General features: G+C 72.3%; 17 protein-coding genes and 2 tRNA genes. 12 read left to right on the top strand and 7 right to left on the bottom strand.

Translation table 11 applies throughout. From position 1 onward, the window contains the following. Both AC4BG9_RS17525 and AC4BG9_RS17520 read right to left on the bottom strand, forming a co-directional pair. The gene (locus AC4BG9_RS17525) at window positions 1-222 is read right to left on the bottom strand and encodes a DUF3618 domain-containing protein (RefSeq protein WP_490572405.1); all 222 of its coding nucleotides are present in this window, start codon (window positions 220-222) and stop codon (window positions 1-3) included. Further along, a complete protein-coding gene (locus AC4BG9_RS17520; protein ID WP_490572404.1) occupies window positions 215-652 on the bottom strand; it encodes a phage holin family protein in 438 nt (145 codons plus the stop codon). Before AC4BG9_RS17520 ends, AC4BG9_RS17525 begins: the two co-directional genes overlap by 8 nt. A 51-nt stretch (window positions 653-703) precedes the next feature. On the opposite strand from AC4BG9_RS17520, the gene dnaG reads away from it, so the two are divergent. From dnaG to AC4BG9_RS17470, 10 genes are all read left to right on the top strand, one after another. Further along, window positions 704-2,623 carry a DNA primase gene (dnaG, locus tag AC4BG9_RS17515; RefSeq protein ID WP_490572403.1) on the top strand — a complete coding sequence of 640 codons (1,920 nt, stop codon included), beginning with the start codon at window positions 704-706 and terminating at the stop codon, window positions 2,621-2,623. A gap of 4 nt (window positions 2,624-2,627) precedes the next feature. Then, on the top strand, window positions 2,628-3,167 hold the full coding sequence (locus tag AC4BG9_RS17510) for a hypothetical protein (RefSeq protein WP_490572402.1): 540 nt from the start codon (window positions 2,628-2,630) through the stop codon (window positions 3,165-3,167). 78 nt (window positions 3,168-3,245) lie between these two features. After that, a tRNA-Asn gene (locus AC4BG9_RS17505) sits at window positions 3,246-3,318 on the top strand. 182 nt (window positions 3,319-3,500) lie between these two features. Continuing rightward, the gene (locus AC4BG9_RS17500) at window positions 3,501-5,489 is read left to right on the top strand and encodes a CotH kinase family protein (RefSeq protein ID WP_490572401.1); all 1,989 of its coding nucleotides are present in this window, start codon (window positions 3,501-3,503) and stop codon (window positions 5,487-5,489) included. A 66-nt stretch (window positions 5,490-5,555) separates the two neighbouring features. Then, the gene (locus tag AC4BG9_RS17495; RefSeq protein WP_490572400.1) at window positions 5,556-6,086 is read left to right on the top strand and encodes a hypothetical protein; all 531 of its coding nucleotides are present in this window, start codon (window positions 5,556-5,558) and stop codon (window positions 6,084-6,086) included. An 83-nt stretch (window positions 6,087-6,169) separates the two neighbouring features. After that, complete coding sequence (locus AC4BG9_RS17490) at window positions 6,170-7,036, top strand: ABC transporter ATP-binding protein (protein ID WP_490572468.1); 867 nt, start codon at window positions 6,170-6,172, stop codon at window positions 7,034-7,036. After that, window positions 7,033-7,926, top strand: a complete 894-nt coding sequence (locus AC4BG9_RS17485; RefSeq protein WP_490572399.1) for an ABC transporter permease subunit — start codon at window positions 7,033-7,035, stop codon at window positions 7,924-7,926. The genes AC4BG9_RS17490 and AC4BG9_RS17485 overlap by 4 nt, the downstream gene beginning before the upstream one ends. Then, entirely contained in the window at window positions 7,923-8,843 is a 921-nt protein-coding gene (locus AC4BG9_RS17480) for an ABC transporter ATP-binding protein (protein WP_490572398.1), read from the top strand. Before AC4BG9_RS17485 ends, AC4BG9_RS17480 begins: the two co-directional genes overlap by 4 nt. Next, window positions 8,840-9,547 carry an ABC transporter permease gene (locus AC4BG9_RS17475; protein WP_490572397.1) on the top strand — a complete coding sequence of 236 codons (708 nt, stop codon included), beginning with the start codon at window positions 8,840-8,842 and terminating at the stop codon, window positions 9,545-9,547. The genes AC4BG9_RS17480 and AC4BG9_RS17475 overlap by 4 nt, the downstream gene beginning before the upstream one ends. A gap of 80 nt (window positions 9,548-9,627) precedes the next feature. Then, entirely contained in the window at window positions 9,628-9,966 is a 339-nt protein-coding gene (locus tag AC4BG9_RS17470) for a hypothetical protein (protein WP_490572396.1), read from the top strand. Window positions 9,967-9,988: 22 nt separating this feature from the next. On the opposite strand, the gene AC4BG9_RS17465 is transcribed toward AC4BG9_RS17470, so the two are convergent. Further along, window positions 9,989-10,729 (bottom strand): PIG-L deacetylase family protein, encoded by a 741-nt coding sequence (locus AC4BG9_RS17465; protein ID WP_490572395.1) that lies wholly within the window; start codon window positions 10,727-10,729, stop codon window positions 9,989-9,991. A 29-nt stretch (window positions 10,730-10,758) separates the two neighbouring features. On the opposite strand from AC4BG9_RS17465, the gene AC4BG9_RS17460 reads away from it, so the two are divergent. Continuing rightward, window positions 10,759-10,832: transfer RNA gene (locus AC4BG9_RS17460), tRNA-Ile, on the top strand. 78 nt (window positions 10,833-10,910) lie between these two features. Here the strand turns inward: AC4BG9_RS17460 and AC4BG9_RS17455 are convergent. The 4 genes from AC4BG9_RS17455 to AC4BG9_RS17440 form a co-directional block, all read right to left on the bottom strand. After that, entirely contained in the window at window positions 10,911-11,534 is a 624-nt protein-coding gene (locus AC4BG9_RS17455) for a DUF3618 domain-containing protein (RefSeq protein ID WP_490572394.1), read from the bottom strand. Continuing rightward, entirely contained in the window at window positions 11,510-11,962 is a 453-nt protein-coding gene (locus AC4BG9_RS17450) for a phage holin family protein (RefSeq protein WP_490572393.1), read from the bottom strand. The genes AC4BG9_RS17455 and AC4BG9_RS17450 overlap by 25 nt, the downstream gene beginning before the upstream one ends. Then, complete coding sequence (locus AC4BG9_RS17445; protein ID WP_490572392.1) at window positions 11,959-12,774, bottom strand: hypothetical protein; 816 nt, start codon at window positions 12,772-12,774, stop codon at window positions 11,959-11,961. The genes AC4BG9_RS17450 and AC4BG9_RS17445 overlap by 4 nt, the downstream gene beginning before the upstream one ends. 164 nt (window positions 12,775-12,938) lie before the next feature. After that, entirely contained in the window at window positions 12,939-14,393 is a 1,455-nt protein-coding gene (locus tag AC4BG9_RS17440; RefSeq protein WP_490572391.1) for a serine/threonine-protein kinase, read from the bottom strand. A 94-nt stretch (window positions 14,394-14,487) separates the two neighbouring features. Here AC4BG9_RS17440 and tyrS point away from each other — a divergent pair, with 94 nt between their 5' ends. After that, a complete protein-coding gene (gene tyrS / locus AC4BG9_RS17435) occupies window positions 14,488-15,753 on the top strand; it encodes a tyrosine--tRNA ligase (protein WP_490572390.1) in 1,266 nt (421 codons plus the stop codon). Window positions 15,754-16,287: the final 534 nt, after the last annotated feature.

Genomic DNA, 16,287 nt, shown 5'->3' with positions numbered 1-16,287 from the left:
TCACCGGCGACGCCGCCAGACGACGAGGGCCACCAGGGCCACCAGGACGGCTCCGGCGATGGCGAGCTGCTGCGGCTCGACCCGCTCACGCACCTGCTTCTTCACGTCCAGCCGCGTCCCCAGCTCGTCCAGGGTGCGCGCGAGCTCGAGCCGCTTGCGCTCGATCTCGGCCTCCAGCTCGTCCTGGGAGGGGGTGTGGGTGGTGCCGTCCTGCTCAACCATGGTGTCCTCCCTTGACGGTCTCGATGTCCTCCCTGAGCCCGCCCAGCGCCTTCTCGGGCTTGGCGGGGGTCGCCCCGGCCACCTTCTTCTTGCCCGCCAGGCCGGCGACGCCCGCGGCGACGAAGAGCACGGCCGCGACGATCAGGGCCGCGGCCCAGGTGGGCAGGACCAGTGCCAGCGCGGCAGTCACCGCGGTCAGCAGGGCGGCGATCCCGAAGAAGGCGAGCAGGCCCGCCGCGCTGAACATGCCGAGGCCGATCCCCGCCTGCTTGCCCTTGGCGGTCATCTCCGCCTGCGCGAGCCGGAGCTCGGAGCGGATGAGGTCGGGGACCTGCTGGGTGAGGTCGTGAACAAGTGCCCCGAGCGTCGGCTCCGGCTGCTGCCCGGGTGCGCTCGCCCCCTGAGCCTGGGGGGGCTGCGGTGTGGTCATGAGCCCCCCGTGCCCGGGCTTCCACGGGGTCAAACCCCGTAGACTCCGCCCGTGGCCGGCAGGATTCGAGAAGACGACATCGCGCAGGTGCGCGAGAAGGCTCGGATCGACGACGTCGTCGCTTCCTACGTCACGCTCCGCAAGGCCGGGGGCGGATCCCTCAAGGGGTTGTGCCCCTTCCACGACGAGAAGTCGCCCTCCTTCCACGTCACGCCGTCACGGGGCTTCTTCCACTGCTTCGGCTGCCAGGAGGGCGGCGACGTCATCAGCTTCCTGATGAAGGTCGACGGGCTCGGCTTCTCCGAGGCCGTCGAGCAGCTCGCCGACAAGTACGGCGTCGCGCTGCGCCGCGAGGACGGCGACGGGCCGGCCCAGCAGCGCCCCCGAGGCCCGGCCCGGGGCCGGCTGCTCGAGGCGCACAAGGTCGCCCAGGAGTTCTACGCCGACCACCTCTCCCGCCCCGAGGCCCTGGCGGCGCGCCAGTTCCTCTCCCAGCGCGGCTTCGACCAGGAGGCGGCCGAGCTCTTCGGCGTCGGCTTCTCCCCGCGCGGCGGCGAGGAGCTGACCAAGCTGCTGCGCCAGCGCGGGTTCTCCGAGGAGGAGATGACCGTCTCCGGCCTGGTGGCGGTGGGCAGGTCGGCCTACGACCGGTTCCGCGGGCGACTGATGTGGCCGATCCGGGAGGCCAACGGCGACACCATCGGCTTCGGTGCCCGCCGGATCTTCGACGACGACCGGATCGAGGCGAAGTACCTCAACACCTCCGAGACCCCGATCTACAAGAAGAGCCAGGTGCTCTACGGCCTGGACCTGGCCCGCCGGGAGATCGCGCGCAGCTCCCAGGCGGTGGTGGTGGAGGGCTACACCGACGTGATGGCCTGCCACCTCGCCGGCGTCGGGACCGCGGTCGCGACCTGCGGCACGGCGTTCGGCGACGAGCACGCCCGGGTGCTGCGGCGGTTCCTGCACGACCACGAGGAGTTCCGCGGCGAGGTGATCTTCACCTTCGACGGCGACGCCGCCGGCCAGAAGGCCGCGCTGCGTGCCTTCGGCGGCGACCAGAACTTCGTCTCCCAGACCTACGTGGCCGTGGAGCCCTCGGGCATGGACCCGTGCGACCTGCGCCTCGCGGAGGGGGACGCCGCGGTGCGCGAGCTGGTCGCCCGCCGCCAGCCGCTCTACCGCTTCGTGCTGGGCAACATCACCTCCCGCTACGACCTGGACCGGGCGGACGGCAGGGTCGACGCGCTCCGCGAGGCGGCCGGGCTGGTCTCCAGCATCCGCGACCGCTCCAAGGTCGAGGCCTTCACCCGGGAGCTCTCCGCGATGATCGGGATCGACGTGGACGAGGCTCGGGCCGAGGTCCGCCGGGCGTCTGCCCGCGGTCGCTCGGACGACCGGTCGGGTGAGCGCCGCGGCGACCGGCGCGGGGAGGCCGGCGCCCGGGGCGAAGGGGCCGTCGGCCGTCCGGCCCGCCCGCGGCCCGACGTCCCCGACCTGCGGGACCCCCGCTTCTCGATCGAGCGCGAGACCCTCAAGCTGGTGCTCCAGCACCCCTCGGCCGTCGGCCGTGCCGTCGCCGGCATCGGCGTCGAGGACTTCAGCCACCCGACCTACCGGCACGTCTGGGAGGCGATCGTGGGGGCCGGGGGAGCGTCCCAGGGCGCCACCGACCCCGGGTGGGCGGCCCGGCTCCGCGGGGCGGTGGAGAACCCCCTGGTCTCCTCGGCGATCAGCGAGCTGGGGGTCGAGCCGGTCCGCTCGGCGGGCGAGCCGGGGGAGTCCTACGTCAACGCCCACGTCTACCGGCTGCGGGAGCTCACCGCGATGCGCCGCATCGCCGACCTCAAGTCCCGCCTGCAGCGGACCAACCCGGTCGAGCACGCGACGGAGTACAACAGGATGTTCGGTGAGCTGGTGGCGCTGGAGCAGCACCGTCGCGAGCTGCGCGACAAGGCCGTGGGAGCCTGAGCGGGTGAAGCTCTCCTTGAAGCCCGCCCGGCGCCGACGGCCTCCCGTCGCGGTCCGCGTCCTCCCCGGCGAGAAGGTCCTGGCCTGGTCCGTGAGCGCCGACGGGCGCGTCGCGGCCGGCACCCGGGACGCGTTCTACCTCACCGAGGGCCCCACCGGTGCGGGGTCGCCGGTCCCGGCCCGCAGGGTGGCGTGGGAAGAGGTCGAGGCCGCCGACTGGGACGCGGAGTCCGACACCTTCCGCCTCACCGAGGTGGGCTCCTGGGGGGAGCCCCGGGTCGCCCACGAGCTCACGCTGACCGAGCCCGGGCGGTTGCTCGAGCTCGTGCGCGAGCGGGTGACGGCCAGCGTGGTGCTCCAGCGGCACGTCCCGGTGAGGGGACGCCGCGGGATCCGGGTGATCGCCCGGCGCGCACCGGGTGGCCGCGCGCAGGTGCAGTGGGTCTACGAGTTCGACGAGGGGGTCGACCCCGAGGACCCGGAGGTCAGCAGGGTCGCCCAGGACGCCCTGGCTCGGATGCAGGCCGAGGTCGGGCTGGACTGAACGGCGGGGCCGGGGCCGGATTCGCCCGGTGGGGACCGGCTTGCTAGTCTTCTCTGGCGCCGCTCGCAGAGCGGCCGATCCCCTGTAGCTCAACTGGCAGAGCATTCGGCTGTTAACCGGAGGGTTGTTGGTTCGAGTCCAACCGGGGGAGCCGACGAGAGCCCCTGACCTGCACACAGGTCAGGGGCTCTCTGCGTGCCTGGGGTGTGTCCGACGCGTCTCGCAGGACCACCGGCACGAGGGGCCTCTTGCGCGATCCGGGGCGCAGGAGCAGGGTGTGCCCTGCCGCAGCCGACGCCCGTGTCGAGGTGCGCGCGGCACGAGGGGGAGAACATGCTCGGACGACGATCACGCCCGGTCCGCGGAGTGGTGGGGGGCCTGCTGGTCCTCGCCCTGGGAATCCCGGCCGGTGCGGCCGCCGTGCCGGGGGAGCGGGCGGCGTCAGGGGGACGGGACGCGGCGGACGCCGCCTGGGCGGTTCCGGCGGCCCCCCAGCCCCTGGCCGTCGACACCCGCGGCGGGGCGCCGGTGGTGAGCAAGGACGACTACGTCAAGGGGACCATGCAGCTGGCCGGTGTCCCCTACGAGTTGGAGATCAAGGGGCGGGGCAACTCCACCTGGAAGTGGGACAAGAAGCCCTACAAGATCAAGCTCTCGGCGCCCGCGAGCCTGCTCGGGATGCCGGCCCACGACGAGTGGGTGCTGCTGGCCGACTACGCGGACCGCAGCGCGCTGCGCAACCACCTGGCGTTCCAGCTTGGCCGGCGCACCAGGCTCGCCTGGACCCCCGACACGAGGTTCGTCGACCTGGTCCTCAACGGCCGCCCGGTGGGTCTGTACCTCCTCACCGACCAGGTCGAGCAGTCGCCCGACCGGGTGGCGCTGGCCGACGAGGGACACCTCCTCGAGGTCGACCAGCGCTTCCGGGCCAGCGGCGACCCGGGCTTCCGGACCCGCCGTCGCACGCCGATCTCGTTCAAGGACCCCGACGAGCTGACCCGGCGCGCGAGCCGGCGGGTCAAGAAGGCCGTCAACGCCTTCGAGGACGTCCTCTACGGTGACGACTTCGCGGACCCGGTGCGCGGCTACGCCCCGTTGGTCGACGTGGCCTCGTTCGTCGACTGGTACGTGGTCGAGGAGCTCTTCCGCAACCAGGACTCAAACTTCCACTCCAGCGTCTACGTCACCTGGACGCCGGACGGCCTGATCGGGATGGGTCCGCTCTGGGACTTCGACCAGAGCGCCGGCACCCGGTGGAACGGCGCCACCACGCCCCAGGGGTGGCACACCCGCGAGGGTCGGCACTGGATCTCCCGGCTGATGGAGGACCCCGCCTTCTCGCGTCAGGTCAAGGACCGGATCCTCCAGCTGCGTCCCGTGGTGGAGGAGCTGGTCGCGCAGATCCCGGCCGTGGCCGACGCGGTGCGGCCCTCCGCGCTCGCCGACTGGTCGTTGTGGCACACCGCCGGCGCCGCCATCCCGGGAGCGGTCCACGCCGAGGACTTCGACGGCGAGGTGGACTTCCTCCACCGGTGGCTCACACAGCGGATCGACTGGATGAGCGCACCTGAGGTCGCCTTCGACCAGGCCGCGGCGACGGTGAGCGAGGTCGGCCAGGTGCTGGAGGTGCCGGTGCGGGTGCTCGCGTCCTCGGGTCCGTCCTCGGTCGCCTACGACGTGGTCGGGGGCACCGCCACCCCCGGCGAGGACTACGCCCTCACCCCAGGCACCCTGCGGTTCGGGGCGGGGGAGTCGGTCCGGACGATCCCGCTGACCGTCCTGGACGACGCGGTCCCGGAGGGTGAGGAGAAGATCCACCTGGCCCTGCGCGCCTCCGAGGGCGTCCGCCTCGGCCATCCCCAGCGCCTCACGCTCACCATCGGCGCCAGCGACCTGCTGGCCGACGCCCGGGTCCGGGTGGGCGAGCGCGGCGGGTTCCTCGGGGGCAGGGTGCACGACGCGACGGGGCACAGCCAGACCGTGCGCACCACGCTGGGGCGCGGGGGGCGCCGCAGCGTCCACGTGCGGGTGACCGACCGGACCGGCGTCGCGGGCAGCTATCGCCTGCGCGGCGCGCTCGAGGGACGCGGCCTCAAGGTCCGCTGGTTCCAGGGGAGCACCGAGGTGACCAAGCGGGTCCGCTCCTCGCGCGGCTACCGGGTGCGGATCCGTGCGGGCCGCACCCTTGCCCTGCGGGCACTGGTCAAGGTCCGTTCCGGTGCGCGCCCCGGGACCACCCCGACCCTCTCGCTCCAGTCGGTGTGGCCGGGCACGCCGGAGGCCTTCGACACGGTCAGGGCGGTGGTGCGGGTCCGGAAGTGACGCCCGGCACGTAAGATCTGGGTCACAGTCGCGCGCCACAGAGTCGCGCACCGGGGAGGAGAGACGATGGACGGCGCATTTCTCGGCTTGGGCGCCTTCATGATCTTCTTCCTGGGGCCGCCCTTCGTGATCGGCATGACGGTGGGCTGGTTCGCCCGCGGGCGCAAGGAGCGGCACTCCGGCCACTTCGCCCTGCAGGAGGTCCGGCGGCTGGACGCCCTGGTGGAGCAGATCCGGCACGACGCCTACGAGCACATGACCCTCGACTCCCGACTGGCGCCGATCATCGTCGACACGATCCGCAGCAGCGACCTGGCCCGCGAGCGGGAGATGGCGCGCACCAAGGCCGTCCCGCTGCCGTACGGGCAGGCGCCGCCCTACGGCCCCGCCCCGTACGGCCAGCCCACCTACGGCCAGGCGCCCTACGGCCAGGCGCCCTACGGCCAGACCCCGCACGGCCAGGCCCCGTACGCCCAGACCCCGCACGGCCAGGACCCGTACGCCCAGACGAAGTACGGTCAGGTCAACGGCCAGGCACGGGGACAGGACCCCTCCGGTCAGGCGCCGCCTGCGCCGGGACGGGTCGAGGAGCCGTGACCGAGCGCCGGGAGCGGCCCGGCGAAGGGGAGGCGACCGTCCGGGTCGACGGTCTGACCAAGCACTACGGACAGGTCCGGGCCCTGGAGTCGCTCTCGGTCGAGATCGGGACCGGGGTCACCGGTCTCGTCGGCGCCAACGGCGCGGGAAAGTCGACCCTGATCAAGATCCTGCTGGGGCTGACCCCGCCCACGTCGGGTCGGGCCTGGGTCCTCGGTCACGACGTGACCACCGAGGGGCGCGACGTCCGGGCCCAGGTGGGCTACCTGCCCGAGCACGACTGCCTCCCGCCGGACGTCACGGCGAGCGACCTCGTGGTCCACCTGGCGATGATGTCGGGCCTGCCCCGGGTCGCGGCCCGCGAGCGTGCCGCCGAGGTGCTGCGCCACGTCGGGCTGGCGGAGGAGCGCTACCGCCCGATGGGTGGCTACTCGACGGGGATGAAGCAGAAGGCGAAGCTCGCCCAGGCGCTGGTCCACGACCCCCGGCTGGTCCTGCTCGACGAGCCGACGAACGGTCTCGACCCGGCCTCCCGGGACGAGATGCTCGGCCTGGTGGAGCGGATCGGCAAGGACTTCGGCATCGCGGTCCTCGTCACCTCGCACCTGCTCGGTGAGCTGGAGCGGGTCAGCGACCACGTGGTCGTCCTCGACGGCGGCCGGCTGCTGCGCGCGTCGGCGACCGGCGACTTCCTGGACGCGACCGGCTCGGTGCTGGTCGAGGTGCTCGGCGACGATGCCCAGCGGCGGATGGGGGAGGCGCTCGCCTCCCGGGGCCTGACGGTCCGGCCGCGTGGCCGGCTGCTGGTGATCGAGTCGGCGCCGGACCGGGGGGAGCTCCACGACCTGGTGCGCGACCTGGCGTGCGACCTCGGGGTGGGTCTGGTCAGGGTGCAGGCCGATCACCACCGGATCGAGGACGTCTTCGCGATGAGGGGTGTGGGCTCATGACCAGCAGCGGCGGAGGCGGGGAGACCCGCGGGGTGATCCACGACCTCGGCTACCGCCCCTACCGGGGACCCCGCCTGGGGGAGGGGGCCATCGCCCGCGCGCTGGTCGTGACGGGGCTGCGCAACGCCTTCGGCATCGGACGGTCCGGCCGCTCCAAGGTGCTGCCCTTCGTGCTCCTCGGGCTCAACCTGCTGCCGGCGGCGGTGGTGGCCGGCATCCTGGTCTTCGTCGGGCTCGACCAGCTGCCCATCGGCTACGCCGCCTATGCGTCGACCACCCAGGTCCTGCTGGGCATCTTCGTCGCGGCTCAGGCCCCGGTCCTCTTCTCCCGGGACCTGCGCCACGGCAGCATCACCCTCTACCTGGCCCGGCCGCTGCGACCGAGCACCTATGCGCTCGGCCGAGCGGGCTCGCTGCTGGCGGCGACCCTGATCTTCCTGCTGCTGCCCGTCGTGGTGCTCTACGTGGTCGCCCTCCTGGGGGAGCTCGACTTCGTCGACCAGACCCGCGACGCGGCCCTGGCGGTCCTGCTGGCTCTGCTCCTTGCCCTCTCGCTGACCGCGGTGGCCTCGCTGATCGCCGCGTCGTCGACGCGGCGGGGCTTCGCGGTCGTCGGCACCATCGCGGTGCTGCTCGTCGGCAACGGCCTGGTCAGCGCCGTGCAGGGGGTCGCCGCGCTCGAGGACGCCGACCGGGTGGGGGAGGTGGCGGGGCTGCTGTCGCCGTACTCGCTCTACCGCGGCCTGGTCAGCGCCTGGGTGGAGGGCGGGGGAGTCACGCCCCCCAGCGACACCGCCATGGAGGTGCTCTACGTCGTGGTGCTGGCCGGGTCCTCGCTGGGCCTGCTGGCCGCCCTCGTCGCGCGCTACCGCAAGGTGGCCGGCGCATGAGCACCCTCACGCTGGACGGCGTCTCCCGCTGGTTCGGCAACGTCGTGGCCGTCAACGGGGTCACCATGTCGGTCGGGCCCGGGATCACCGGACTCCTCGGCCCCAACGGGGCCGGCAAGACCACCCTGATCGCCATGATGGCCGGCTTCCTCGCCCCGTCGGCCGGACAGGTGAGCCTGGACGGCGACCGCATCTGGCGCAACACCGAGGTCTACCGCACGCTCGGCCTGGTCCCCGAGCGCGAGCTGAGCTTCGGCTACCTGACCGGTCGGCAATTCGTGCGCGCCAACGCCGAGCTGCACGGGCTCCCCGATCCGGGGGCCGCCACCGAGCGGGCCCTGGACACGGTCGAGATGGTCGAGCCCGCCGCCCGCCGGGTGGACACCTACTCCAAGGGGATGCGGCAGCGGGTCAAGCTGGCCTCGGCGCTGGTGCACGACCCGAGCGTGCTCCTCCTCGACGAGCCGTTCAACGGGGTGGACCCGCGCCAGCGGATGCACCTGATGAGCCTGCTGCGCCGGATGGGCGAGGAGGGACGCACCGTGCTCTTCAGCTCCCACATCCTCGAGGAGGTGGAGCAGGTGGCCCGCCAGATCGAGGTCGTGGTCTCCGGGCGGCACGCGGCCTCGGGCGACTTCGGCCAGATCCGCCGCCTGATGACCGACCGCCCGACCCGCTACATCGTGGTCAGCGACCAGGACCGGACCCTGGCCAGCGCCCTGATCGCGGAGGGGTCCGTGGTGGCGGTGTCGGTGCGTCCCCGGGGCGGCCTGGACGTCGCGGTCTCCGACTTCGGGACGTTCGCGCTGCGGCTGCCCGTCCTGGCGCGGGAGCTCGGCGTCCGGATCCGTGAGCTGGCCCCCACCGACGACTCGCTGGAGAGCGTCTTCGCCTACCTGGTCGGAGGTCGTCCGTGAACCCCACGATCGTCCGGCTCTCGGTGCAGGCCCTGCTGGGGCGGCGGCGCGGCGCCGTTCTCCTGGCCATCCCGGTCGTGCTCCTCCTCCTCGCCGCGGTGATCCGGTTGCTGACCAGCCAGGGGGTGGGGCACGAGGCGGTCCTCAACCTGGGCTACACCCTGGCGCTCCCGCTGATCGCGCTGCTGGCCGCATCGGCCGTGCTGGGCCCCGAGGTGGACGACGGCTCGGTGGTCTACCTGCTGGCCAAGCCGGTCGACCGTCACGCCATCGCCTTCAGCAAGTTCGTCGTGGCCTGGTCGAGCGCGTTGGTGCTCGGGGCCCTTCCGCTGGCGGCGTGCAGCCTCGTGCTCGACGACTCCGACCCCCGGCTCGCACTCGCCTGGGCGGCTGGCGGCGCGGTCGCCGCCACCGCCTACACCGGCCTCTTCCTGGGGCTGGCCGCGCTGACCAGGCACGCCGTCGTCCTCGGCCTGCTCGTCGTGCTGCTGTGGGAGGGGCTGCTGGGCAACCTGTTCGTCGGCATCCGCTGGGTCTCGGTCGGTGCCTGGGGGCGCGAGGTCGCGCACTCGGTCAGCGGCGCGCTGGTGTCGCCCGAGGTGGGGCTGGGCTACGCCCTCGGGGCCGCTGCCGTGCTGGCGCTGGGCTCGGTCTGGTTCGCGGGGGACAGGCTCCGCTCCTTCACCCTGCGAGGGGACGAGTAGCAGCCACCGCTCCGCCCGGCCGTAGGACTCCGTGGGGTGCGCGCCGTCGCCTGCGGTTCGAACACATGTTCTAATGAGACATGGCTCGTGGTGGATACGGATCGGGCAGCGGCATCCCGCTGCGCGACCGGGTGCGGGCGGGCGAACCGGGGTCTCCGGCGAGCCCCCGGGACGCCGGGGTCGACCCTCGGAGCCCCGGAGGCCGGCCTCCGGAGAGCCGAGCGGGGTCGCCGGCCCGCCACTGCTGGGTGACGGTGCCGGTGGACGGGCCCCGGCCGAGGCCCGGCCTCCTGCTGGAGTGGCGCCGGGCCGATCGTGGCCGCTGGGAGGGGCGGGTGGTCTACGCCGCCGAGCTGCGGCCGCAGCGGTGGTCGCTGGTCGAGGAGTGGGTGCCGGCCGAGCTCCTGACACCCCCCTGAGCGTCGTGGCGCTCCGGTGGGCTCAGTCGCCCCAACCCATGGGGAAGACCTCGAAGGGGGCCGCGTAGGTCACGCCGAGCGACTGGCCGGTGGGCCGGGCCATCGCCTCGAGGAACTCGGCTGCGTCCCAGTTCTCCCAGCCGAGGCCCTCGATGTAGGCGGCGTGGGCCTCCAGGGAGGCCACGCCGGCCTCGAACGTCGCCGTGGTGTCGACCGCGTGAGTGGCCTGGGGCGACCCGAACGCCCAGACCTCCCGGACGCCGCCCCACGGCTGGAGCCCGTCGTCGACCTGCTCGGGGAAGATCCAGCGGTTGCCGGCGTCACGCACGGCGTCGACGACCGCCCGGCCCACCGCGATGTGGTCGGCCTGGTTGAGGTTGCGGCCGCCCCAGGTGTCGCGGAAGTTGCCCGTGACCACGATGTCGGGGCGGTGCCGGCGGACCACCGCCGCGATCTCCCGCCGCAGCGGCACGCCGTACTCAAGGACGCCGTCGCGCAGCCCGAGGAAGTCGACGGTCTCCACCCCCACGAGACGGGCGGACTCCACCTGCTCGGCCTCGCGGACCGGTCGGCACTCCTCGGGTGGCAGAGCGTCGATGCCGGCCTCCCCGCTGGTGACCATGCAGTAGACGACCTGCTTTCCCTGACCGGTCCAGCGGGCCACGGCGGCGGCCGCGCCGAACTCCATGTCGTCGGGGTGGGCCACCACGCACAGCATGCGGCCCCATTCCTCGTTCAGCGGGCTCAGCTCCGGACGCTCCATCGTTCGAGGATAGGCTCATCCGCGCACGAGGGGCGGTAGCTCAGCCGGTCAGAGCAGAGGACTCATAATCCTTGGGTCGTGGGTTCGAGCCCCACCCGCCCCACTCACTTGACGGACCCGGTGTCGCTGAGTAGGTCGGCGGCCCAGGCTCGTGTGCCTGGGCCGCCGTGCCCGGGAACCGTCAGCCTCCCGGAGCCTCGTCCTTGACCGCCTTCGCCGAGGACTGACCCTGCTCCTTCACGTGCTCGACCGATTCCTGGGCCGTGGAACGGACCCCCTCGGCCGCCTGCTGGGCCGACTCCTTGAGGTTCTGCCCCACCTCCTGGCCCACCGACCTGGCCTCGTCCATGAGCGGCTGCCCGTGCTCCTTCGCCGCGTCGGTGGCCTGCTGGGCGAGATGCGCCTCCTTCTCGCTGGCGGGGATCAGTGCCGAGATGACCATGCCTGCCCCGAAGGCCATGAGACCTGCAGCGAGCGGGTTGCCCGTGGTCTTCGACTGCACCGTGCTCGCGGTTCCCTGCGCGGTGCCGGCGACCGAGTCGCGGACGCTGCTCATCGAGTCTGCGACCGTTCCGGTGATCGAGCTGCCCGAGGACCCGGAGCTGCCGCCCCCGAGGCTCGGCGCGGATCCCATCACCCTGTCTCGAAAAGAGCCCAGGCGACCCTTGACGGCCTCGGTACGGCGCTCCACCACGCGTTGGGGGCTCACCTTGTCGCCGAGCTCGTCCAGGTCGCGGGACAAGGCGACCCTGGTGCGCTCGATCTCGGCTTCCTTGACGTTCAGCTCCTCTGTTCCTTCGCCCATTGGACGTCCTCCTTCAGGCTCGCCTGCGTGTTGGGCAGGTCCGGATTTGCTTCCTTGATCTCCTGCTTGCCGCGCAGAGCGAGTACGGCCGTGACCGCGGCCCAGACCAGGCCCACGATCAACGCCGCCAGCTCGGCCGGCAACCAGTTGTCGAGCAGGTGCACCAGGGCGAGGGAGAGGAAGATCAAGGTCAGGAGACCGGCGACCCCGGCTCCGCCGAACATCCCCGCACCCTTGCCGAGCTTGGTGACCTCCTGCTTCAGCTCGGTGCGCGCCAGGTCCAACTCCTGGCGCACCAGTGCGCTCAGGTCCCGACTGATGTCACCGACGATGTCGCCCAGGGACCTGGTGCCCTCCGTGGTCCCGGCCCCCCCTGGTGGAGGGGGCGGCGGGGTCGGCGTGGCAGCGGGCAGGTCGGGCTGGGTCATGGCCTGGCTCCCGGGGTTCCCAGGTCCGAACCGGGCACAGGGCCGGGCGAGGCGCCAGGGGGCATCGCGGTGGCATCTCCGAGCGTCTCGCCGGACCCGGAGGGCGACGCGACGCCGGGCGCCCCGTACGTGGGTGCGTCGGCAGCCGGCGACGTGGCGGTGGAGGACCCGGCGACGTCGGCGGGCGCGCCGCTGGAGTAGGCCGGGACGGTGCCGCCGAACGCGGTGTCGGGAGTGCTTGTCGGCACCGTCGTGCCGCCGTTGCTTCCGGCGCCGTCCCTGGCCGCCTTGGCAGCACGCGCCATCCTCCCGGCGACGACGCCGGCGGCGAGGGCGCCGGCCAGGAAGGTGCCGGGCCTGCGCCGGGCGAAGGCCCGCACGTCCTCCAGCAGGTCCTGGGGTTCCTTGTCCTGCAGCCGGGTCGAGAGGTCACGTGCCCGGTCGGCCACCTCGTGGGCGAGGTCGGCGGCGAGGCCGCCTCCCTGCTCGGCCATGGAGCCCAGGTCGTCGCCGAAGGTACGCAGTGTCTCGGCGAGGCGATCCTTCTGCGACCGTGCCTGGTCATCCATCTGGGTGGTGGCGTCCGAGAAGAGCGCCATGAACTGGCTCTTCGCCTCGGCGGCCACCTGGCCGGCCTCCGTCTTTGCGGTGTCGGCAACCTGCTTGCCCTGCTCGCCGGCGGTGCCGGCCACGTTCTGTGCCTGTTCCTTGAGCCCCGAGCCTGAGCCCGAGCCCGACTCGTCGGTCGTGGGATGGTCCCGGTCACCCGCACTGTCGAACCCTGGGGTCCCGGGGAACTGTCCTGTGGTCATGGGTGCCTCCTTCACTGGGGAGTCCTTCCGTACCCACCACTGGCACCGACACGCGCGAGCACCGGGACTTCCGTGTGCGTTCGGCGAATGCAGCCGTTCGACACCCCTAGCCCCTGGTGCGCGTGGTGCGCGAGGGGCGTGACGGGCCCAGGCTCAGCGAGTGATCAGGACTCCCCGGCCACCTGGAAGCCGTCGTCGACCTGCTCGAGCTGAAGGGTCACCGAGTCGGTGGTGCGCCTGCCGTTCTTCATCACGTAGTCGACCGTGTAGGTCACCGTCAGCTGCTCGGGGTCCGCCTCGACGTCGACCGCCTCGGCGTCCTCCACGGTCCGCCAGAACCCGCTGTACCGCCCGAAGCCACCGCTCGCCTCCTGGAACTGGGGGGTCAGCTGCTCCCAGGTGGCGCGGGGGTCGGTGGTGACCGTGTCCAGGTAGCCGGAGACGAAGTCCTCCATGGCCGCCGGGTCCGGGGCAGCCGGGGAGGGCGCCACCGTCTCGGGGGAGGGAGTCGGCGAGGTGCCGGCATCCGACTCGGAGGTGGGCTCGGCGGACGGTGGCGCGCTGTCGTCGCCGCCGCGGCTGCCCAGCCAGAAGCCACCGACCAGGAGGGCGAGGACCGCGACGCTGCCACCCGCCCAGAGCAGGACGGCGGGCAGGGGGCGGGACCGGGTCTCCAGATCCCCGGCACGCGGCGCCGCTGCGCCCGGGACCGGGGCGCCGCCCACCGGGGGGAAGGCGGACGTGTGCTCGGCCGGGGCGGCGGGGACCGGACGTGCGGAGGCGGGCTCGGGCATCGGTTCGGGCGCAGGCAGGGGAGCGGTCGGCTGCTCGGAGGCCGGGCCACGGAGCAGGAAGTCGCGGGCCTGGACGGCCGTCCACCGCTGCGCCGGGTCGGTCGCCATCGTGTGCTCCAGCAGCGGAGCGAGCCAACCGGCGTCCTCGGGACGTGGAGGCTCCTCGTGCACGATCTGGTAGAGGGCGCCCAGGACGCTGTCACCGACGTCGTAGGGCGGCCGCCCGGCCAGGACGTGGAAGGCGGTGGCACCCAGGGCCCACATGTCGCTGGCCGGAGTGGCCGAGGCGCCGGAGGCGACCTCCGGAGACAGGTAGGCGGGCGAGCCGGTGACCAGTCCCGTCTGGGTCAGCGAGGCGTCCGCCTCGGCGCGGGCGATGCCGAAGTCGGTCAGCTTGGCGTGGCCCTCGGGGGTGACGAGGATGTTCGACGGCTTCACGTCACGATGGACGATGCCGTGGGCGTGGGCGGCGGCCAGCGCGTCGGCGACCTGGCGCAGGACCGACGCGGCGCTCTCGTGGGGGAGGGGGCCGTCGCGGCGGATCCGGGTGGCGAGGCTGTCGCCCTCGACGTGCTCCATCACCAGCCAGTGCTCGTCGCCCTCGGCGAACAGGTCGAAGACAGCGACCACGTGGGGGTGGTTGAGCGCCGCGGCGAGACGCGCCTCGCGCTCGGCCCGCTCGAGGTCGGGCTCGGAGCCACCGGGGACGACGCCCACCCGCTTCAGCGCCACGGGGCGGCCCAGCACGGTGTCCCGACCGAGCCACACCGTGCCCATGCCGCCACGGCCGATCTCTGTCTCCCGGACGTACTTGTCTGCACTCACCCGGCCCACCCTAGGCGGCGCGACGCCGGCCCAGGAGGTCTGGCAAGGTGGGTGTGCCGACGAGTAGACGCCGGCCACACCAGAAGGGAACACCGTGTCGACCGACAACATCCTGGACGAGCTCGAGTGGCGAGGACTGATCGCGCACTCCACAGACCTCGACGCGCTGCGCGAGGCCCTGGCGGGTGGCAGCGTCCGGTTCTACGTCGGTTTCGACCCCACCGCGCCCAGCCTGCACATGGGCAACCTGGTCCAGATCCTCACTGCCCGCCGGCTGCAGCAGGCGGGCCACACGCCGTTCGCCCTGGTGGGCGGCGCCACCGGCATGATCGGCGACCCGAAGGAGTCTGGGGAGCGCACGCTCAACTCGCTCGACACCGTCAAGCAGTGGGTGGAGCGGGTACGCGCGCAGATCGAGCCCTTCCTCGACTTCGAGGGGCCGAACGCGGCGACGATGGTCAACAACTACGACTGGACCGCGTCCCTGTCGACGATCGACTTCCTCCGCGACATCGGCAAGCACTTCCCGGTCAACCGGATGCTGGCGCGCGACGTGGTGAGGTCCCGGCTGGAGGCCGGGATCAGCTACACCGAGTTCAGCTACGTGCTCCTGCAGGCGATGGACTTCCTCAACCTGCACCGTGAGTACGGCGTCGTGCTCCAGTTCGGCGGGTCCGACCAGTGGGGCAACCTCACCGGCGGCGTCGAGCTGATCCGGCGGGCCGAGGGGGGACGCGCCCACGCGTTCGCCACCCCGTTGGTCACCAAGACCGACGGCACCAAGTACGGCAAGACCGAGGGCGGCGCCCTGTGGCTCGACCCGCAGATGATGTCGCCCTACGCCTTCCACCAGTTCTGGCTCAACGTCGAGGACGAGAAGGTCGGAGAGCTGCTGCGGATCTTCACCTTCCTCTCCCGCGAGGAGATCGAGGCCTTGGAGGAGCAGACGCGGGAGCAGCCCTACCTGCGCGCCGGGCAGAAGGCGTTGGCCGACCACGTCACCACCCTGGTCCACGGGGCCGCCGAGACGGAGGCGGCCAAGTCGGCCGCCCAGGCCCTCTTCGGGGGCGGCGACCTCTCGACCCTCTCCGGCGACGCGCTGGGCAGCGCCCTCCGCGAGGCCGGCAGCGTGCAGGTGTCGCGCGGCGAGCTGCCCAGCGTGGTGGAGCTGCTCGTGCTCTCCGGGCTGACCAAGAGCAGGGGCGAGGCCAGGCGCACCATCGCCGAGGGCGGCGCCTACCTCAACAACGTGCGGGTCGAGGACCCCGAGCTGGTTCCCGGCCCGGAGCACCTCCTGGGCGGCGCATGGCTGGTGCTGCGACGGGGCAAGAAGAAGGTCGCCGGCGTCGAAGTGCGCTGAAAAGCGCCTCTGACCTGGGCAAACGTGATTGTGCCCGCCGTCACAGCCGATTGATTTGCAAGGCCGTGGGAGTTCGCCTACTGTTTCACCTCGTTGCCCGGTGACGCCGGGGAGCAAGGCCGGTCAGGCCGGGCTCCCGATCCCGACAACCACCTCTCGCAAGACACCTCGGAAGAGGTCGACAAGAGCGCGCGACAGCGGCCTTGGAGATCCGACCCAGGCAGAATTGTCGAGAGAATGCAGAGAACAGGCCGGAATTGCTCCGGCGGGAAACGATCTGCTAAGTTTCACCAGCAGCTGGAAGCGGAGAACAAGCCGGAATTACTCCGGCGGGAAACGATCTGCTAAGTTTCACCAGCAGCTGAAAGCGGAGAACAAGCCGGAATTACTCCGGCGGGAAACGATCTGCTAAGCTTAACCAGCACCGCTACCGAGGTCGAGAGGCCGAGGGGCGGGGGCGATTGATTCTTGAGAACTCAACAGTGTGTCATAGTCGACGAATTAGTTTGTTATGCCCCGTCAACATGATGTGGT

It is taken from the genome of Nocardioides sp. Z40_12, assembly GCF_058215795.1.
The sequence above is the reverse complement of the archived record's forward strand: the minus strand, read 5'-3'. Positions and strand labels throughout refer to the sequence as shown.